The sequence below is a fragment of the Lysinibacillus sp. NPDC093688 genome (assembly GCF_050280145.1).
Classification (GTDB): domain Bacteria; phylum Bacillota; class Bacilli; order Bacillales_A; family Planococcaceae; genus Lysinibacillus; species Lysinibacillus xylanilyticus_B.
The window spans coordinates 29620-49774 of the sequence record NZ_JBNNUX010000022.1 but is presented as its reverse complement, the minus strand read 5'-3'; the positions used below and the strand labels follow the sequence as shown (position 1 = coordinate 49774).

15 protein-coding genes and 2 pseudogenes are annotated in these 20155 nt (G+C 35.6%); 12 read left to right on the top strand and 5 right to left on the bottom strand.

Annotation, left to right across the window (positions count from 1 at the left end; genetic code table 11):
- Window positions 1-109: 109 nt before the first annotated feature.
- The 3 genes from ACQKN2_RS16775 (at window position 110) to ACQKN2_RS16765 (ending at window position 1567) form a co-directional block, all read left to right on the top strand.
- The gene (locus ACQKN2_RS16775) at window positions 110-211 is read left to right on the top strand and encodes a PD-(D/E)XK nuclease-like domain-containing protein (RefSeq protein ID WP_427415946.1); all 102 of its coding nucleotides are present in this window, start codon (window positions 110-112) and stop codon (window positions 209-211) included.
- 406 nt (window positions 212-617) lie between these two features.
- Entirely contained in the window at window positions 618-1088 is a 471-nt protein-coding gene (locus tag ACQKN2_RS16770; protein WP_427415945.1) for a hypothetical protein, read from the top strand.
- A gap of 29 nt (window positions 1089-1117) precedes the next feature.
- Window positions 1118-1567: an HTH domain-containing protein gene (locus ACQKN2_RS16765; protein ID WP_427415944.1), complete on the top strand. Its 450-nt coding sequence runs from the start codon at window positions 1118-1120 to the stop codon at window positions 1565-1567.
- Between the two features lie 486 nt (window positions 1568-2053).
- On the opposite strand, the gene ACQKN2_RS16760 is transcribed toward ACQKN2_RS16765, so the two are convergent.
- Together ACQKN2_RS16760 and ACQKN2_RS16755 are read right to left on the bottom strand one after the other, a co-directional pair.
- Window positions 2054-2413 (bottom strand): GrpB family protein, encoded by a 360-nt coding sequence (locus tag ACQKN2_RS16760; RefSeq protein ID WP_427415975.1) that lies wholly within the window; start codon window positions 2411-2413, stop codon window positions 2054-2056.
- A gap of 96 nt (window positions 2414-2509) precedes the next feature.
- Entirely contained in the window at window positions 2510-3763 is a 1254-nt protein-coding gene (locus tag ACQKN2_RS16755; protein WP_427415943.1) for an MFS transporter, read from the bottom strand.
- 588 nt (window positions 3764-4351) lie between these two features.
- Here ACQKN2_RS16755 and ACQKN2_RS16750 point away from each other — a divergent pair.
- On the top strand, window positions 4352-6430 hold the full coding sequence (locus ACQKN2_RS16750) for a serine hydrolase domain-containing protein (protein WP_427415942.1): 2079 nt from the start codon (window positions 4352-4354) through the stop codon (window positions 6428-6430).
- Between the two features lie 172 nt (window positions 6431-6602).
- A pseudogene (locus ACQKN2_RS16745) lies at window positions 6603-6969 on the top strand (N-acetylmuramoyl-L-alanine amidase); the annotation flags it as partial.
- A 273-nt stretch (window positions 6970-7242) separates the two neighbouring features.
- On the opposite strand, the gene ACQKN2_RS16740 reads toward ACQKN2_RS16745, so the two are convergent.
- Window positions 7243-8073 (bottom strand): DUF4352 domain-containing protein, encoded by an 831-nt coding sequence (locus ACQKN2_RS16740; protein ID WP_427415941.1) that lies wholly within the window; start codon window positions 8071-8073, stop codon window positions 7243-7245.
- Window positions 8074-8557: 484 nt separating this feature from the next.
- Here ACQKN2_RS16740 and ACQKN2_RS16735 point away from each other — a divergent pair, with 484 nt between their 5' ends.
- Window positions 8558-9124 carry a hypothetical protein gene (locus tag ACQKN2_RS16735; protein WP_427415940.1) on the top strand — a complete coding sequence of 189 codons (567 nt, stop codon included), beginning with the start codon at window positions 8558-8560 and terminating at the stop codon, window positions 9122-9124.
- Between the two features lie 177 nt (window positions 9125-9301).
- Window positions 9302-10555, top strand: a complete 1254-nt coding sequence (locus ACQKN2_RS16730) for an S-layer homology domain-containing protein (protein WP_427415939.1) — start codon at window positions 9302-9304, stop codon at window positions 10553-10555.
- A 169-nt stretch (window positions 10556-10724) separates the two neighbouring features.
- Here the strand turns inward: ACQKN2_RS16730 and ACQKN2_RS16725 are convergent.
- Window positions 10725-10820, bottom strand: a pseudogene (locus tag ACQKN2_RS16725) (excalibur calcium-binding domain-containing protein); the annotation flags it as partial.
- 145 nt (window positions 10821-10965) lie between these two features.
- Between ACQKN2_RS16725 and ACQKN2_RS16720 the strand changes: the two are divergent.
- The 5 genes from ACQKN2_RS16720 to ACQKN2_RS16700 all read left to right on the top strand — a co-directional run bounded on the left by ACQKN2_RS16720 (window position 10966) and on the right by ACQKN2_RS16700 (window position 18967).
- On the top strand, window positions 10966-12573 hold the full coding sequence (locus ACQKN2_RS16720; protein WP_427415938.1) for an excalibur calcium-binding domain-containing protein: 1608 nt from the start codon (window positions 10966-10968) through the stop codon (window positions 12571-12573).
- A 127-nt stretch (window positions 12574-12700) separates the two neighbouring features.
- On the top strand, window positions 12701-13705 hold the full coding sequence (locus ACQKN2_RS16715) for a GTPase (RefSeq protein ID WP_427415937.1): 1005 nt from the start codon (window positions 12701-12703) through the stop codon (window positions 13703-13705).
- Between the two features lie 631 nt (window positions 13706-14336).
- A complete protein-coding gene (gene acnA, locus ACQKN2_RS16710; RefSeq protein ID WP_427415936.1) occupies window positions 14337-17042 on the top strand; it encodes an aconitate hydratase AcnA in 2706 nt (901 codons plus the stop codon).
- Window positions 17043-17120: 78 nt separating this feature from the next.
- Window positions 17121-18530 (top strand): YcdB/YcdC domain-containing protein, encoded by a 1410-nt coding sequence (locus tag ACQKN2_RS16705; protein ID WP_427415935.1) that lies wholly within the window; start codon window positions 17121-17123, stop codon window positions 18528-18530.
- 206 nt (window positions 18531-18736) lie between these two features.
- On the top strand, window positions 18737-18967 hold the full coding sequence (locus ACQKN2_RS16700; RefSeq protein WP_427415934.1) for a hypothetical protein: 231 nt from the start codon (window positions 18737-18739) through the stop codon (window positions 18965-18967).
- 29 nt (window positions 18968-18996) lie between these two features.
- On the opposite strand, the gene ACQKN2_RS16695 is transcribed toward ACQKN2_RS16700, so the two are convergent.
- Entirely contained in the window at window positions 18997-20139 is a 1143-nt protein-coding gene (locus ACQKN2_RS16695) for an MFS transporter (protein ID WP_427415933.1), read from the bottom strand.
- Window positions 20140-20155: the final 16 nt, after the last annotated feature.

The window sequence follows — 20155 nt, the reverse complement described above, 5'->3', positions numbered from 1 at the left end:
TTTTCTGAAATAAACAGGGGATTTAACTCTGGGACTTCGAAAGCGTTATTGGAACGAGAAATATAATACATGGGTTTCGTTTGTACAAGCCTTTCGTTTATGTCTGTAGATGGGGGTATATCGAGAAATCATCTATCAAAATACAGGGCGTTATTATAATCCACACATTGTTGCTGTAACCAAAGAATCGCCACCTGATAAAGCAGTTTAACACTTCGATACAACATGTTTTGAATTCAAGGAGGAATACGTTCGAATGATGCTCCCAAGCAATATAGAAGCGAAGTTAGGAAGTAAAATAACACACCAATGTGATAAGTGCGAATATTGCCGAGCTTCAAAGAAGTAAAGTAGGCACATTCGAAATTGAGTATCTACTGGATTAGGTTGCTCAATTGGATGAATGATGTACAAACTAGAGTATTATTGACTGCTTGGATTTTCAGAAATGCGGAGAATAATGATAAAATCAGTCGCTAATTGCTGAAATTTGAGATTGAAATTGTAATTTCTTGCGCTTGCCCGGGGAATTATTTCTTATTTCCTAACCTGAGTAACCATTTCCCAAATAGCTTTCAAGGCGGATAAAAAATAATGCGGTGGTTGAGGCTTCGTACATGATTTTTGTTAATAAATTTGTGATTAAAAAATTGAATTACGTCAAAAAGTGGAGTGAGGAAATGATTGATTATTTTGAACGAAAATTAAGATTTAAAGATATGGAAGTATGGGATCTTCGATTTGGAAAAGATACTTATCGGTTGTTTATTGTAGATGAAAATCGTGCTTCTGAAATAAAGGATCTGAAATTGCTTCCTAATGTAAGGGTATTTGAAGAAGATTTAAAAGAAAATTTAATCACTGTTAAAGTATACTCCGATAAACAAGTGAAAACAGAACATATAGAGTTAATAGACCAGTTTTCTAAACAAATAACTGACCATGTTGCATTAGCTCATTGTCAAGTAGTTCTTTCATTTTTTACTGGTAAGATTGATGATGTATTAGAGGATATTTTAAAAAATATGTATAATTTAGAATTTAAAAAAATTCCTTTGAGGCATTTGTTACATTTAAACCAGGACTAATTTCTTTCTTCAGTAAGGGGTGTAATATAATGGATGGAAATCAGAAAAAAATAGAATTATCTTTACTCACTAATGGACCGACTCAATCTGATTACCTTAGAGAACAATTTCAAGATTTAATTGAAAAATTTAACTTAGGGCTTCAACAACTCTCTAAAATGTTTGATATACCCACAAATGACATAGACGATTTAATGAAAGGTTCAATTACCATCACAGATAAAAAATTTGAAGAGATTGAGTACAAATTAACAATGTTGAATTTTGGCTTTGATGGTTTTAATGCTAAAGATAGAGTAAAGTCAATATTGAATAGTTTGTTAACGGAATATGAGATAACAACAGAAAGCTTGTCTAAAATTATAAAAGTAGCAGAAAAAGAACTTATAGATTTTAAAGAAGAGCAATTACTAGAGAGGAATATAGAAATTGAGATATGTGTGAATATTATCATGCTTAATTTTGTTTTACATAAATAAATTTAAATCCCAGGTACTCACTAATAATGAGCGCCTGGGATATTTTTGTATATTCAAGTTGCTTTTTTTCTCATAAATAAATGACGCTAGTCTAGAAGATTGGTTGGAATGAAAAAGTTACGATTGGTGGCGATTACCAAAGGAATGAAGCTACTTCCCCACAATTCTTACAAAAAGTCAAAATAAGTGGGTACCCTACAGCAATTACAGGCCCTATAGGTCTAACATTACCTTGACTAGAAGCAGCATCAACTTGACCAGTTGCGAAGTAGTCGTTCCAGATAAGCTATGGCGTGTACATTTACTGGTGCTGAAGCAGCCAAAGAAGGAGCTAATAAAATAAAGCTGTTTTCTTAAAGATTGTTGTTTCTGGTTTTGCTATCTTCTTCAATTAAAGCACCCTTTAATTTAAGTACATCATTTCACATTTCATTCCACAATTCTCTCGTTTATTGAATAATTATATATTCAAACTTAGAATAAATTTTAGACATTTCTATCAACATTGGTTTTCAATTGCCTGAATTCAGGAGTCTGTATTATCTTGCTGAAGAAATCATTTTTCGCTTCTCTATAAGCTTCCATGTCTTTTCCTTCAAACTCCCTTTTCAAATTATCATACTCTATTTTAAATAGTTCATTTTGCAGTAAAACATCTCGAAACTTCCAGAAGAAATCAAATTCTGAGCCTATAACAGTAAGTTGTATACCTAAAGGTGGAATATTCGCATCATCTTTAAATGCCCTAAACTCATTTGTTTTTATACATCCATAGTTGGATTCATATACGGTAGAGAGTGCTTCAACAGCTTGATTAAATTGAAATTCAGAAACACGAACCTGTATACGTGGACTCCTCTTCTTCCTATTACTCTGTATTTACTAATAACTTTAACGGTAGAACAATGAAGTATAATTCCTTACCTTTATTAAATCCATCATTCAGCTACTTTTGGATGCAGCATAAATTGGACTGATTTTATCCATTGCTACTCCTTGTTTTTTATATTTAAAAATAAACAAGCCATTGACTAATAAAACCAATGATCCAAATGCCAAGGCTGCCATAGAGTTCCATTCAGAAATCAAACCAGATAGTATAGTCGCTAACATTGCTGCAATTCCACCTAAAACGTATATGGAACTTCGAACCCTGGCGATCAAATGGTCTGGAGTAATGCCCTGTTGAACAGTTATCTGAACAACAAATGCCATAGAAAGTGCCCCATCAAAGATTATCATTCCGAAACACATGACGATAAATGAATTTGATATCAATAATAAGATTCCAAATGAAGATATGATCATTAAAGTACTGAGAAAGTATAACCAGTTTGCATTTTTAAATTTGTTCATTATAAGTACGCCAACGACATTGCCTATACCAGCACAAGATAACAGTATTCCAATATACTCTTCTGAAAAATGGAGAGTATATTTAGAATGAATGATAACACTAAGCACAATAAAACAGGTTGAAAATCCGAGTACCAAAGCCGAAATCGTCGATACAATTTGAGCTCCATTAGCATAGAGGTACCTTACACCTTCTTGGGAATCCCGAATGAAACTCTTCAGTTTCTGTTTTCCCTTCATGGGCTTATCATCCGTTTCCTCACTTATATTTCGGTATTTTATAAGTGAAATAAATAACATTGAAATAAGTAATAAACTACCACAAATAGTTAAGGTAATGTTCGGGCCATATTTCGCAAGTATAATTCCACCTAAGGCTGGACCAATTAAGGTTACAATCGCATCAGCGGCTTCTAATGAATTATTAGCACTTAATAAACGTTGCCTCCCAACAATTTTAGGTACCATAGCTGAAAGGGCAACATTTAACATCAATCCCACTAAACCTATGAAAAATAATATTGGCCCAATAACAAAAAGGCTCGTTATATCGATTGTTATTAAATATGCCAATAGAAACAATAATATAGCATATATTAAATTACAGATCGAAGAAATCAAAACAAGGTTCTTTTTCTCAATCCAAGTACCTATTGGAATAGAAAAAAACACGGAACTAATTCTCTGAAATAAAAGCACTAATGAAGTCATTAAGGGCGATCCAGACAGACCCAATATGATAATAGGTATGATTAGTTCGCGAAAACGTTCACTTAGGATTTTAGATATATTATGAAACCATAACTTCCCAAAATCAGCATTAATCATTAAATTATTCAATTTGAACACCTCTATAAAATTTGATTTACCACCTTCCTCTTATTTAAAATCTGAGTAATCAATCTACTATACTCATAGCATAGCCTCCTTACAAAACTTCATATATATATTATTACATAGAATATTCCTTAGAATCGATAATACTATATATTTGGATTTATATTTCCCACTCTTATTCAACAAAATGGCCCGATTGTTGAACATAAGTTAGATAACACTATTCAACTAAACTGCACCGTTAGTTGAATAGCAACAATCTTTTTGAAAACAGCCTAAAATAAAAACAGCTAAACTTGCGCAAGTTGTAAATAATGTAGCAGCACAATAGAAGATGACCAGCAAAGCTAATTTAGCCGAGCTGGTCTTTTTTATTATTTAGTCATAATCAACCATAAGTCTTAAGCCCGATATGGTATCAGTCTATCATTGTATTTACGAGTAAATAAAACTTTGATATTCTATTAATGGAAAATATTTCTTGATGAAGGGAGTAATAAAGGTGTTAAAGTGAACAAAAAAATTTATTTGTGGGGCATTAATTATTGTTTTAGAAAGTGAATTTCTAGAAATCAAGGAGGCAGTTATTTTATGAAAAAAAATAAACTATCTGCGGTGTTAGCCGCTACATTAGCGTTAACGATGAGCCTACCAACAGGGGCGATGGCGTTTTCTAGCAGTCAGACTACGGTTGTGGCTAGCCAAGAATTAGCTAATCAAGAACTGAAAAAGATTGCGGCAGAGAAGGCTACTCTACTCACGAAGTCCTATGAGACGACTAGCGTGCAATATGCGCTAATTGATAATGGCAAACTTATTTTGTCGGGTCAGACAGGCAAGAACGATATGAAAGGGAAACAGCCGCTGACCAAAGATACCCTATATGGGATTGGTTCAGTCAGTAAAATGTATGTAGCGGCGGCTGTGATGAAATTGGTCGACGAAGGAAAAGTCGATTTGGATGCTCCTGTCGTCCACTATGTTCCTGATTTCAAGATGAAGGACGAGCGTTACAAAAGCATTACGCCACGTATGCTGTTGAACCACTCCTCCGGCTTACAAGGTAGTACGTTTAATAATACAATTTTATTTAAAGATAATGATACCTATGCCCATGATAACTTGTTGCTGCAATTGTCCAACCAGCAATTGAAGGCGGATCCTGGCGCGTTCTCGGTATACTGCAACGACGGCTTTACGCTAGCCGAAATTATGGTGGAAAGAGTCAGCGGTATGAGCTTTACCGAATTTATACATCAACGGTTTACAGAACCCTTAAAGCTAAACCATACGAAAACGCCGCAGGACAAATTGGAAAACGATAAGCTGGCTGGACTTTATTCTCCAACGTACCAAGAGCAGCTTCCTACTGAAACGTTGAATGTGATTGGTACGGGAGGGATCTATTCCACAGCAGAAGATATGGTGCGATTCTCACAATTATTTATGGGACAGGGAAAAGGGATCCTCTCTAATCAGGCAGTCAAGGCGATGGAGCAAGAGGAATATAAAAAAGGAATGTGGCCTGGGGATGGAGATAATATTGTCAACTATGGTCTCGGCTGGGATAGTGTGAAACTATATCCATTCAGTGAATATGGGATAAAGGGCTTGGCTAAAGGCGGCGACACGATACTGCAACATGCTTCACTGGTCGTACTTCCTGAACAGAAGATGGCAGTGGCTGTGTTGTCATCCGGCGGTAGTAGCACTGCAAATCAAATGATGGCGACTGATATACTGCTTACAGCCCTTAAAGAAAAGGGCACAATTAAGGATATTAAGCCTAACAAATCCTTTGGCAAGCCGGTCAAGGCCAAGATGCCTCAAGACGTAGCAACGAAAGCTGGTTATTACGGCAATAGTTTCAGTCATTTCAAAATAGAAATGACGAAGAATGGAGAACTGATCTTCACATCTAATCCACAAGAAAAATATGTATATACTGCGGATGGAAGCTTTATTAATGAGAAAGGTACCTCCAAGCTCAACTTCGTCACAGAGAAGAATAGACGAACATATTTGAGGGAGAGCACATTTATATCGTTGCCAGGTTTTGGGCAAGAAGTGATGACTTACTATTTAGCCGAGAAACTAGAAGACAACGTGTTATCGAAGGAAACTACAGCAGCATGGACGAAGCGGGAAGGTGTCAAGTTCTATGTTGTAAACGAGAAATATAGTTCTACTCAATATCTCGTACCAATGATGTTTACTATTAAACGCAATGAAGGTCTAGAGGGCTATTGGGACGGCAGAAAAATTACAGGCCCAAATACGGCTGCGCATCAGCTCCAGATTCCAGTGATGACAGGCCGTGATACGACGGAAGCCCGTTTCTATACAGAAGGCGGCGATGAATATATGGAGATGTCCGGATTTTTATACGTAAGTGAATCCAACGTAAAACCGCTGGATGCAGGCCAATCATCCAAAATTACGCTGCAAGCAAATGGGCATGCGAAATGGTTTACGATCCCGCAAGCGGCAGCAGAGAAGACGATGACCGTGGCGTTGCCATCGAAGAGTTCGTTCGCGGTGTATGATGAGAATGGTGTATGCGTCAATTTTACTGTTGTGAGCGGCAATAACAAAGTAAAACTGCCGAAGAACGGAACGGTTGTATTTGCTGGCGCGCCGAACTCGGAATTTGCAATTACGTTGAACTAACAATAATTCAAGAACGACTTCAACAAAACCATTACGACACAGAAATAACTCGAGCTCATTTGACTGCATTCTTAACTCGCAAATATGTAGAAGATAATAAACAAAAGCCACTAAAAATGAACTATACTCCAAAAGTTAGACCGAAAATCTAACTTTTGGGGTCACTACCACAAATGCATTTACGTCTCACTGGGTAGGTGGAGGTGGCAAAATCGTACAAGTTGCTCCTGTAAATAGAGTGCAGTACGGTTGTGGTCCTAAATGAAACCCACTTAGTTATGCACAAGTAGAATTGGCTCGTACAAATGATAAGGAGCAATTTAAAAAGGATTATGCTGCTTACATTTGGCTTCTAAGAGAACTGGCAAAAGAGGCTGGAATTCCTGTTACGCTAGATGGCAGTGGCAACGGTATAAAATCACACCGTTGGATTACGGACAATTTAAAAGGTACTACACATAAAGATCCATATTCATATTTAGCGAGTATGGGTATTAAAGAGGAACAATTCAAGTTAGACATTAAAAACGGAATTGAGTCAAAGGAAGATACTACAGAAGCTAAAGTAATGCTAAATGATAGAAAATCTATTCCTGCTGTGATTATAGATGGTAGGACGCATGTACAAGTGCGAGAAATTGCAGATTTATTAGGATTGAAGCTCGTTTATAATAACGAGAGCAAAATAACAAAATTGTATGAGGTGAAATGATAAAATCAATCACCTTGTAACAACAAAGCCCAGGTACTCAATTAATTTTGAGCCTGGGCTTTTTGGTTGTAAATAAAAATCTACTCATGGAGTGATTTAGTTACTTACCAACTGTAAATATAAAAGGTTTAATATCAAGGTCATAGTTATCACTGTATCCTTCTGCATTTACTTGTAATGTAGTTGTTGAAGCATCTATAGCAGGGAATGTGATTACGCCAGAAGATGATACACCAGGAAGTATTTCCGATTGTATGCTAGGTAGATTTGCTTCATAATCAGTTTCTTCCTCAAATTGTGTACCATTAGATACTAGTTTTACGTTATGGCTATAAAACGATATTTTATCTTTTGTATTATTTGTAACTGTTAAATATAAACGAGTATGAGGTTTTGCGAATTCAATTTTTTCAACCTTTACAACAAAACCATGTTGGTTTATTTCTTCACCGGACGTTAACGTTTCTATTGTAGGTGCAACTGCATCGACATAACTAATTACTTTGATTGATTTCGCTGTAATTAAAGGTGCTACTACACTACCTCCAAGCATATTTTCACCTTTAAATTCATCTTTTACAATTCCATCAATTTTAACATAATCACCATCATTTACTTCAAAATCAGGGTCTTCAAATGCAACGAGAGTATTATGCTCAGATTTTTGAGGATCAGCGTAAACTTGAAGATACACGCCGTCATCATCTTTTTCAGGAGTAGTAAATACTTTACCAATGAAACTATAGCTATAATCTTTATATTTCTTTGGTGATGTATATAGTTTAGCAATATCCCCTTCGCTAATAGTTTTAGCTTCTGCAGATTTTTCAGATGCAGGAACTTTAGTTTTATCCCCATCACCTTCACTACTGCCGCATGCAGCTAAACCCAAAGATAAAACAAGCATAGAACTAAATAGTAATTTCTTCATGTAAAATACTCTCCTTAAATGTATATATTTGTACGATACTATGAAACTATATCAAATTACCCAGGTAATGTCAGTAATAAAATGAAAATAAAAAACAGACAACTGTAATTAGTTATCTGGATTATCCGTTTCTATTCTGATTAATTCATACACCTTAATAACTTCTTCCTTTGTGCAAAGTCCCATTTCTATAATTGGCTTAATGAACGTGATGATCGTACACAAATTAATAGCAGACCAAACTTAGAAAATTGGCTGGAATGGTAGAGAGGGGAATATAAGATATGGAAGAACAAAAACAAATGACTATGTATGATTTTATAGAACAACCAATTAAAAACCTTCCATAGATGTTAATAAAACTGTTGATAAGAAGAACCCCGTAATAGTGCCTCGTGTAGTAGGGTATATTGTGCGGAAATAAAAAGCATATTAACTATTCAATTGGAGAAAATATTCCTAAATGAAATTTTAGGAGGATGAAATGAATAAATATTTTCTTTTGTTATTATTGTTATTTGGTTGCGTATTAATTAATATAACCATTAACGAAACGGTAGATGCAAAGTCAAGTGATTCACCACAACCACTTGAAGAATTTCTTCCTGAAATAGGATATAAAACTGTAGAGTCTGCGTTAAAAGATTTTGAACAACATTATAAAAAAGAACTTAAGCTACCACTCAGAGTACCACCAATAAGTTTTACCCATCGTTTCGGAAGATTTAGTAATATAGATGGCGATATCAATGATGAATTTGAAGTGACAATGATAAGTGATCAATTCCCTCATAATCATTTTAAAATTAATATTCGACCAATTCAGCATAAAATTCCATTTGAAAAATATATATCAGATGTATTTAAGCTAAAAAATGGTAGTGATGCAGCATATATAGACAATCCGAAGATTGATTTTAATATGTTAGTCTTTGAAAGAGATGACTGGCAGTATGTGTTTAGTATTGATAAAGATGTTTCTGATAAATTAACATCTGATGTGCTTATTGAGATAGCCAATTCTATTGATTATCCTATTAAAAAATATTAATTTAAAAGACCGCTCTGATGGGTGATTTTTTATTATTATGGAAGACAAATCACTTTTGTAATGTAAGTAGATAGAAGTACATGTAAGAAGGTATTTTTCCTTAGTTCATTATTCCCTATTTATGGCATATGTGGTAACTTTGGATTGTACATGTATGTAAAAAGGGAGAGGTATGGAATGTTACATAGGAAATCATCTAGAAATAATTTAATGTTTAAAGCCCTAGCTTCGAGTGTTATGACTGCTGCTGCCGTTATTCCAGTTGCAACTGAAAATGTGGAAGCGGCTTCAGTAACAAAGACTACATTTAAAGATGTAACTAGATCACATTGGGCATATGAGTCCATTAAACAGGTAGCTGAAAAAGGTCTAGTAACAGGATATGAGGATGGTACATATAAGCCATCTGCTCAAGTTACACGCGCAGAGTTTGCGACTTTCTTATCTCGTGTATTCGATGGGAAAGATCGTACTACTGTAAAGTTTAAAGATGTAGGTTCACATTGGGCAATTGATGCCATTCAAGAAGGATTAGCAGTTGGATTTATTAGAGAGAGCGACTTTGCGAACAATAAATTTGAGCCTAACAAACCAATGACGCGTGGTGAAATGTCTCGTTGGCTATCTAATGCATTAGCACATGCTAATCCCGAATATGGAAAAGCGATTGAGGAAATGGCGAATTCAAGCCTTACATTAATTCCGATTCCAGAGTTTTATGGTGGAGGGGGAAACAAGAAGGACCTTCCGTATATCGGGGTAGCACTTGCGACTGGATTACTTTCTGGTTATGAAGATTTTTCATTTAAACCGAATGGCAATACGACTCGTGCCGAGGTAGCAATAATCCTTATCCGCTTCATGGATACATTGAAGAAAGCACCATCTGACTTTACAGGAATGAAAGAATTGCTTGAGGTTGCTAAAACAGGAACAAACATCTTAACAATTTCTAACTTCAAGAAATCAAAATACGGTGGATATGAAGATGTTCTTGGTAAACCTCATACTTATTTAAACAACACTGGTGTCGCTACAATTGAACATGCCATTTTTGTGGATACAACAGGTTCTAAACCAAAGGGTATTTTTAAAGACATGTTTTTCAATGAAAAATCCGAAGATTCAATTCTACTGAATAAAGGGATTTTTGCAATCTATTATGAGTACACATTCAAACCGAGCAGAGACGTTAGTATTCAAAGTATTAGCAATGGTTCTGATTTACACTTTGCTTCCAACTTTTTAGTTGATAAAAGTAAAATTGCGCAGTTTAATTTATCATCGCCTAAAAACACAATAAATAATGATTTTAAAAAAGGTGAGACATATCGCTATTGGGCTAACAATCAAGTTGGTAGTCCACCAGGGAGTGAGTTTGGTAGTCGAGCAGATGATGGGAGCAAGTTCTATTATGAAGTACCGAAATAGAATTGGTTGTCAAATAAATGTATTTACAGATATTTATAAATAACTAAAAGACCACTCCGTGAGGGGTGGTCTTAATTGTTATTTATAAAATCAATGTTTGCAGCATGCCTTTAATCAAACTATATTTTAAACCAACAGCAGGTGAGCTCCTGGTTATTTTTATTAGAAATTATTTATCACAAGCTATTCCATCGCCGTCTCTGTCTAGTTTGGATGAATACGCTGGGTGTCCTTGGTGAATATTTGTGAATCCTGCTGCCTTAGCTTCTTTACAACTTTATGGGATATTTTATAATATAAAATCATCCATATTCTTATATGAAATTACCCTCTATGATGAATGAAAATTAATACAATTATACCAATTTCAACACAATTAGGTATAATTATTTTGAAGGAGAGGGGAAATCATGAAAAAAATATTACTATCATTACTGACTTTTATTCTAGTAATTGCTTTATCGTTACCAATCAAGACAGAAGCTGTTCAAAAAAGCACAGACAATAGTGCATCAATCACAACAGAAAGTATTATTAAACAATTCAAAACTGATGGATTAGAAGTTGGCAAAGTCTCCGATTTGCCTAATAAGGAATTCGGAAATGGTCGCAAAGAAGGTAAACGAATTTTAATTCCTTCACTTGGTGAGGATGCTGGTGGAAGGCTGTTTATTTTTAAGGACGCTAAAAGTTTAGCACAAGCTAAAGGATACTACGATGGATTAAGTAATATGGGGCCGTTATTCTACTCACATACTCACCAAAACGACTTAGTTTTATTTCAAATGAATGGTGATATGAGTGATGCTGACTTTAAAAAGTATGCTGATTCAATCGATGCAGTAGTGTCAGGGAAAAATAATACATCAACTTCACCATCGGCACCAACTAAAAAAGGTGAAATGAAAGTACATTTCATTGATGTAGGTCAGGGAGATTCTATACTTATTCAATCTCACGATGGAAAGAATATTTTAGTAGATGGAGGGCCAAAATCAGCAGGCAAGGTAGTCGTATCTTACCTAAAATCAAAAGGCATTAAAAAGCTAGATTATGTAGTAGCAACACATCCCGATGAAGATCACATTGGTGGTTTGATCGCTGTATTAAATTCAATTTCTATAGGCCAATTTGTTAACAGCGGTAAAGAACATACGACAGAAACCTATCAACAGTTATTAAAATTAGTAGAACAAAAGAATATTAAATATATCGAGCCGAAAATAGAACAGTTATTAATTGGGGGCTGGAATACTGATTTTTACTTACAGTCACTGTATGTTAATGCAAAGGCTTCAGATACAAATGATGCTTCTATTGTATTGAAAACTGGATATAAAAACGTGGAATTTCTATTAATGGCAGATGCAAGTGCGGAATTAGAGGATTTACTTGTTAGTTCATACGATACTTTAAAAGTACAAATTTTAAAAGCAGGACAACATGGTTCAGAAACTAGTTCTTCAATGAAATTTTTAAAAGCAGTTAAACCTAAAGCAACTATTTTAAGTTATGGAAAGGATAATAGTTATGGTCATCCTCATGCAGAAGTACTATCTAACTTAAAAGCTGTAGGAAGTAAGATTTACGCTACTGCACAAGATGGGACAATCGTTGTGACTACTGACGGAAATACTTATTCAATAAATGCAAAAGAATTTGTCCCGCCTAAAGTTAATCCTGTTCCACCTGTTACTGAGCCTGTTAAAGAATCCTATAAAAACTGTACTGAGTTGAGAAAAGTATATCCTGATGGGGTAGGAGTAGGACATCCTGCTTATAATACAAAACTTGATGGTGATAATGACGGTTGGGCTTGTGAGCCAGTGAAAGATACTAATACAACAGAGCCAGCTCCACTGCCAGAACAGACCCCAGAACCAACTACACCTACAAAAGAATATTTTAAAAATTGTACAGAATTAAACAAAGTTTATCCTAATGGTGTGCAAGAAGGACACCCCGCCTACGACAAGAAGATGGATCGTGATGGTGATGGATGGGCTTGTGAGAAATAAATGATTGTATACACATTACCGTTTACAAGTCGTATATTGAAATAAACATCATAAATCATAAGCAATTATATATATTAACTATTATAGATGTTTTTTTAGCATACTTATTATTTTGGGAGTGTTCATAGTGGAAATTAATGAAGAATTTGAAAAGACATTTGATGAAGCATTTGAGCAAAAAAGTGAGGAAATTAATGCTCAGTTAAATAGAAAAATTTTAATTACAATGGTAGGGGATGTTAACTGTGGTAAATCATCCACTATTAACAAACTTATGAAAGAAGATATTGTTAGTGTAGGAGCTAAACCTGGTGAAACAATTCAAATAAAAGAAATCCCTTATAAAGAAAATATTATTTTTGTTGATACACCCGGTTTAGACGATGTAGTTAAAGAAAACACGGAAGTAACTCTGAAATACTATAAAAATTCAGATGTAATATTATTCTTTTTAAATGCTGCCGGAACCGTCCTATCAGAAAATGAATTAAAAAATTTAAAGGAAATAGAAAAAGTCAGTCAAGATATCGTCATTGTCTTAAACAAAATTGATGCGGCAGATGATATTCCTGCATTAGTGAAATATATTCAAGATAACACCGACTATAAATATCCTGTAACCCCAATTTCATCTCGGACTGGTGAAAATATTATTATGCTACAAAATAAGCTATTTGATATATTGGAAAAAAAGTCCAAAGATTTAATGTTTGCGATGAATTTAAAGGAAAAAGCCTCAATTGCTAATCGTTGGATTCTTGCTGGGGGAGCATCTTCAGCCGTAATTGGGGCTTCACCTATACCAGGTTCGGATTTTGTTCCGCTAACAGGTGTTCAAGTGGGTTTAATGCTTAAACTATCCACTCTTTATGATAAACCTATTTCAAAAGAAAATGCTAAAGAACTTCTAATTGCAACAGTCGTTGGGAATATAGGTAAAACTATTTTTAGACAAATTGTGAAAGTTGTTCCTGGTGCGGGGTCGGTAATAGGAGCAAGTGTAGCTGGTGCGACAACAGTGGCTCTAGGGTATGCTATTAAGTATATGCATGAAAATAATATTGATTTACAAGCTGAACATTTAAAATCAATATATGAGATGTTCTTAGCAAAAGAAAAAGGGAAACAATAAAATTATGATGACAACAACATTACTTCTTTTTTGGTTTTAATTTCGGATAAAGTAATTATTCCATTCCTTAACAAAATCTTATCAGGATTATTCAGGGTCTGAAAGAAAAGTTTACTCTGAACAAATGATGGAAGCAATCTGAAGAGCAAGTAATGTAAAAGAGATCGATTAATACACAAAAGTAACTCATTTGAAAAATAATGAGTTACTTTTTTTGACATGCTTCTCTAATTTAATAATGAGTTGTAAGTTGTATTTCCTACTATATAAATTTCCTGTCCGAGAAATCCAAATTTTAGTTTTAATTTACCATTATTTTGCTGTGGTACAATTTTAATAAAAAACTCCTTGTACCTCAGTTTGTACCTCAAGTTGTACCACAGTTAAAAACATTTAAATACACTTCAATACATAGGTATAAAAATCTCCTTTCAGTAAAACCTTCATATCATGCACATCAAAAAATTAAATACATTTGGATAGAAATCAATGTCATAAGGATTACTTATTGAAAAAGATAATATTAATGTAATTTACTTATGAATATAAATGCGCTATCATGGGTATTGGAGAAAAGATGCTTTAAAATTTATATAGGCCTTTTCAAAAAGATATTTAGGGGGATCCGCAAATGGCACAAGGTAATTTACACAACAGCCGCGCAACATTCGAAGTTAATGGTAAATCTTATAATTACTATGACTTAGCTGCGATTGAAAAAGCTGGCGTTGCAAAAGTTTCAAACCTTCCTTACTCAATCAAAGTATTATTAGAATCAGTTTTACGTCAATATGATGCATATGTTATCAAAGAAGAGCACGTAAACGAATTAGCAAAATGGGGTAACGGTGCAGATCCAGAAGCTGAAGTACCATTCAAACCTTCTCGCGTAGTATTACAAGACTTCACTGGTGTACCAGTAGTAGTTGACCTTGCTTCTCTACGTTCTGCTATGAAAGAAATGGGCGGCGACCCAAGCAAAATCAACCCTGCTATTCCAGTTGACCTTGTAATTGACCACTCAGTACAAGTTGACAAATACGGTAATGCATCTGCATTAGCAGCAAACATGGACCTAGAATTCGAACGTAACGCTGAGCGTTATAACTTCTTAAAATGGGCTCAAACTGCTTACAATAACTTCCGTGCTGTACCACCAGCAACTGGTATCGTTCACCAAGTAAACTTAGAGTATTTAGCTCCAGTTGTACACGTAAACGAAAATGCTGACGGTACTTTCGAAACATTCCCTGACTCAGTAGTAGGTACTGACTCACATACAACAATGATCAACGGTATCGGCGTTCTTGGATGGGGCGTTGGTGGTATCGAAGCTGAAGCAGGTATGCTTGGTCAACCTTCATACTTCCCAATTCCTGAAGTTATCGGTGTTAAATTAGTTGGCGATCTTCCAAACGGAACAACTGCTACTGACTTAGCATTAAAAGTAACTCAAGTATTACGTCAACGTGGCGTAGTTGGTAAATTCGTTGAGTTCTTCGGACCTGGCGTAACTAAATTACCACTAGCTGACCGTGCGACAATCTCTAACATGGCTCCTGAATATGGTGCTACATGTGGTTTCTTCGCAATTGACGAAGAATCATTAAACTACATGCGTTTAACTGGTCGTGACGAAGAGCACATCGCGGTTGTAGAATCTTACTTAAAAGCTAACCACATGTTCTTCGATCCAACTTTAGAGCCAGTTTATACTGACGTATTAGAAGTAAACTTAGCTGATATCGAACCAAACCTTTCTGGTCCAAAACGTCCACAAGACTTAATTCCACTATCTCAAATGCGTTCTCGTTACAAAGAAGCAGTAGTGGCACCACAAGGTACACAAGGTTTCGGTTTAACTGAAGATGAATTCGCAAAAACTTCTGTAGCTAAATTCGCTGAAGGTGATGTAGAAATCCCAACAGGTGCTGTAGCAATCGCTGCGATCACTTCTTGTACAAATACATCTAACCCTTACGTATTAATCGCTGCGGGCTTAGTTGCGAAAAAAGCTGTAGAAAAAGGTCTAACTGTACCTAAATGGGTAAAAACTTCTTTAGCACCAGGTTCTAAAGTAGTAACTGGTTACCTTGAAGATTCAGGTTTACAAACTTACCTTGACGAAATCGGTTTCAACACTGTAGGTTACGGTTGTACAACATGTATCGGTAACTCAGGTCCATTACTTCCTGAAATCGAAGACGCTATCAAAGAGAACGACTTATTCGTAACTTCAGTTCTTTCTGGTAACCGTAACTTCGAAGGCCGTGTACACCCACTTGTAAAAGCTAACTACTTAGCTTCACCACCACTTGTTGTTGCTTATGCACTTGCTGGTACTGTGGATGTCGACCTACAAAAAGATTCATTCGGTAAAGACAAAGATGGCAACGAAGTATTCTTCGCTGATATCTGGCCTACAACTGAAGAAGTTAACGCAGTATTAGGTACTGTAGTTAACCGTGAATTATTCCAAAAAGAATACGAAACTGTATTCACAGCGAACGAAAAATGGAATGCAATTGAAACATCAACTGAGTCTCTATACACATTTGATGACAAATCAACTTACATCCAAAACCCACCATTCTTCCAAGGTCTTGCGAAAGAGCCAGAAGCTATTAAAGGCTTAGAAGGCTTACGCATTATGGCGAAGTTCGGTGACTCAATTACAACTGACCATATTTCTCCAGCTGGTGCTATCGGTAAAGAAACACCTGCAGGTAAATATTTAATCGAAAACGGTGTTGCAATCCGTGACTTCAACTCATACGGTTCTCGTCGTGGTAACCACGAAGTTATGATGCGTGGTACATTTGCAAACATCCGTATCCGTAACCAAGTTGCTCCTGGTACAGAAGGTGGTTTCACTACTTACTGGCCAACAGGTGAAGTAGAGTACATCTATGACGCATGTATGAAATACCAAGAGCAAGGTACTGGCTTAGTAGTACTTGCTGGTAACGACTACGGTATGGGTTCTTCTCGTGACTGGGCTGCTAAAGGTACTAACTTACTTGGTATCAAAACAGTTATCGCACAATCTTACGAGCGTATCCACCGTTCTAACCTAGTAATGATGGGTGTTCTTCCACTTCAATTCATGTCAGGTGAATCAGCTGATACTTTAGGCTTAACTGGTAAAGAAGAAATCTCTGTTAACATTACTGACAACGTGAAACCACGTGAAATCTTAACAGTAACTGCTAAATCTGAAGACGGTTCAGTTAAAACTTTCCAAGCTTTAGCTCGTTTCGACTCAGAAGTAGAAGTAGACTACTACCGTCACGGTGGTATCCTACAAATGGTTCTTCGCGCAAAAGCTGCTCAATAATCATTTAAATAAAAAACCGATCTCTTAGGAGGTCGGTTTTTATCTATACATAAAAAAATTGTACGGGGAGGCATTGGTTTGCAAAAAGATGAACTGAAAAGGCGGGCTTTATCCATTGTTCCATTAACAAGTCACTATAAACTAATCATAGAAGAGTATTCTGAAGATGAACGAGTGATGTTCTTATGGGCTAATGAACAACAAGATGAAAGTATGACTGTTGAGTTAGATTGCACCGGTCACCTCATACACTTATCAATTAAAACTAATGACACTGTTTCTAAGGCTGATTCTTTATCAATTGAGGAAAAAAGATGCATTGCGGAACAATTTTTACTGAATCATTATCCGGAAGCATTAAAAGACTTAACATGTTCTCGAATAATAAAACTGTCGTCTGTAGAACGTTTTTATTTTGAACAGTTTGTTATGGATGTACCATTAGCACGTGCTGGTTGTTTTATTGATGTTGATCCATTAGGAAATATTGTTGGATTTACTTACTACGGACTGAAGACGTGCCCTGAAATCCCTTCAAAGCTAGTTTCGAAGGAAGCTCTGATGGAATATGTGCGGAATAAGTTGGCGTTACAACTAGTGATAACAAAAATATCTCGCGATGTTTACAATGTGAAGAAAGATGGACTTCATCTCGTGTATGAGGTGCATTCATTTTTAAAGTTTAAAGCAGATGCATTAGAACCAACTTTAACGATTATTCATGATGAAAATGAACCTGAAAGTTATGCAGCTCTTCCTCCTTTGCCAGCTAACTTAATGGTCAATGAAATTACGAATGAAGCAATCATTGGCATAACAGATGAACTGGAGCTTATTCGAGAAGTAGATACAGGACCAGAACTAGGAATTGTGTGGCGTAAGCGGAGTTGGGAGATGAAAGAAAAAGATTTATCGATGAACAGCTTCTTTAAAATGCAGTCAGAAGCTACAGTAAAAGCTTTTATTTCAAAAAAAACTGGGAAAATACAAAGCTTTAGATGGATGCATGAACGCTTAGGAAATTTACAGCTTAGTCAAGAAGCATGTTATCAAATAGCAATAGACTTCTTATTAAAAATAATTCCTGACTATTATCCTTATCTTCAACGATTAATTCGAGGAGATGAGGAAGAGGATGAAAGAGAATCAGTATCATTTATATTCCAAGCCCATAATCAAGGTATATTTATTTTTGATATAGTTATGGTTGCTGTTAATCGTACAACAGGTCAGATTGATTATTATAGTGGACCGAATTTTGATTTGGATGAACTTAGCCAAATACCTACAGTACCAGCTATTTCTTTGGAAAAAGCGTATCGTCGATTTCTAGAAAATATCGATTTTCAATTGGCTTGGGACAAAAATTACGAAGATGAAATAGAGTCGTATCAACTTGTCTATCAAGCTTGTGATCGACATACTAGGTTACCTATCCGGTATATTGACGCAACAACTGGCGAAATTATTGTCAGTAATGTTTATTGAATTGGTTTTTATATGGAAGCAAAGCGACAGTACAGAAGTCTCCAATCTCTATAGATGGTGAGATCAATGAGGATTAAATTGGAAGTTGTTAAAACATCCGTATCCGTAGCCAGTTGCACTTGGTCAGAACCGATTTCCTGGGGAGTCGGTTTTTTTTATCCACTTCTTTCAAAATGAAATGGTCGGTCTAGAAATTAATCGAAGTCGTGGAAAGAAACGCTAAAGTCGTGGAAAGAACCCTCGAAATCGTGGATAGAAACGTTAAAATCGTGGATAGAACCTTCGAAATCGTGGATAGAAAAGTCAAAGTCGAGGATAGAACTGCTGAAATGGCGGATAGAACCTCCAAAGTGGTTGATAGAAGCGTCAAATTGACGAATAGAGTCTTCAAAGTTGCGACTCTAACCATCGAAGTGATGAATAGAACTATCAAATAGACGATAAGAGCCGCAATTATTAAATTAATTTATACGCTAAAATTTTTCTTCATACTATAAAATTGTAAACAAATTGCGAATATCATAGAAATTATCGCAAAATAAATCAATGATATTGTTCCCATCTTTAAGGTCAATACAATCCCACCTAAGCTTGCGCCTATTGCACTGCCTAAATAATTTACAGAACTGTTTAATGCCACTGCCGAACTTCCGTTATTAGGCTGATATGAGAGTAAAATATGTTGTTGAGGTGCCTGGCATGCCCAACCCATTGCTCCCCACACAAAGAATGGTAAGTATTTTAATATCGGTAAATTAAGCATTAATGGTAGACAAATAATAGATAAGGTTAAAGTAAATAAAATGATTGTAACTAAAGTTTTTGGTTTTCCGAAATAGTCGATTAAGTAACCAATCATTATACTTCCAACCAAGCCACCGAATCCCCATGCCCAAAGGTACATTGTTAAATTACTAGAGCTTGTCATTTCTTCTAAAAGGGGAGATAGATATGTGTACAATCCAAGGCTAGCAACACTGGCGAGAAATGTTATACATACAGTTATCGTTACTCCTTTATCAAGGAACATTTTTAATCGTTCGTTAAGTGCAGGGGGAGGCGTTATTGGGAAATCGGGCAGAAAAATAATCATACATAAAACAGAAATGCCACCGATCATCACTAATAGCCAAAGTGTTACTTTCCAATCAAATAAGTTAGATATATAGATACCTAAAGGAACGCCAAGCACTGTTCCCATACTCATTCCTCCAATAGTCAATCCTAGAGCTCTTCCTTTCTTTTCATTAGAAACGAACTTTGTAGAAGCTGCTACTGCTAAAGGTGAAAATAAACCAGCCCCAGTCCCCGCGATTGCTCTCGATAGTAGAAGAATAGAAAAGGTCGGAGCTAAAGCTGTGATGCTATTCGCTAGTGTGAAGAGTAGCATTGACCATATTAAAATTTTTTTTATTGGTTTTCCTGCAAGTAAAGAAGAAAATATCGGCGCTGATATAGCGTAAAATAAAGTAAAAATACTCACAGCCAGGCCAACTTGCGATGTACTTTTTTGATAGGTATCGCTAATTCCTGGGAGAATTCCTGCGATCACATAAGCATCAAAACCTAAGGCAAACATGCCAAAGGATAATAATAAAACATTTTTCATATATTGAACCTCCATA

Excerpts from the sequence above, each read along its gene's own strand:
- ACQKN2_RS16770 (WP_427415945.1), top strand. The coding sequence starts at position 618 with ATGATTTTTGTTAATAAATTTGTGATTAAAAAATTGAATTACGTCAAA.
- ACQKN2_RS16775 (WP_427415946.1), top strand. The coding sequence starts at position 110 with ATGGGGGTATATCGAGAAATCATCTATCAAAATACAGGGCGTTATTAT.
- ACQKN2_RS16765 (WP_427415944.1), top strand. The coding sequence starts at position 1,118 with ATGGATGGAAATCAGAAAAAAATAGAATTATCTTTACTCACTAATGGA.
- ACQKN2_RS16740 (WP_427415941.1), bottom strand. The coding sequence starts at position 8,073 with ATGAAGAAATTACTATTTAGTTCTATGCTTGTTTTATCTTTGGGTTTA.
- ACQKN2_RS16720 (WP_427415938.1), top strand. The coding sequence starts at position 10,966 with ATGAAAAAAATATTACTATCATTACTGACTTTTATTCTAGTAATTGCT.
- ACQKN2_RS16750 (WP_427415942.1), top strand. The coding sequence starts at position 4,352 with ATGAAAAAAAATAAACTATCTGCGGTGTTAGCCGCTACATTAGCGTTA.
- ACQKN2_RS16695 (WP_427415933.1), bottom strand. The coding sequence starts at position 20,139 with ATGAAAAATGTTTTATTATTATCCTTTGGCATGTTTGCCTTAGGTTTT.
- ACQKN2_RS16730 (WP_427415939.1), top strand. The coding sequence starts at position 9,302 with ATGTTACATAGGAAATCATCTAGAAATAATTTAATGTTTAAAGCCCTA.
- ACQKN2_RS16735 (WP_427415940.1), top strand. The coding sequence starts at position 8,558 with ATGAATAAATATTTTCTTTTGTTATTATTGTTATTTGGTTGCGTATTA.
- acnA (WP_427415936.1), top strand. The coding sequence starts at position 14,337 with ATGGCACAAGGTAATTTACACAACAGCCGCGCAACATTCGAAGTTAAT.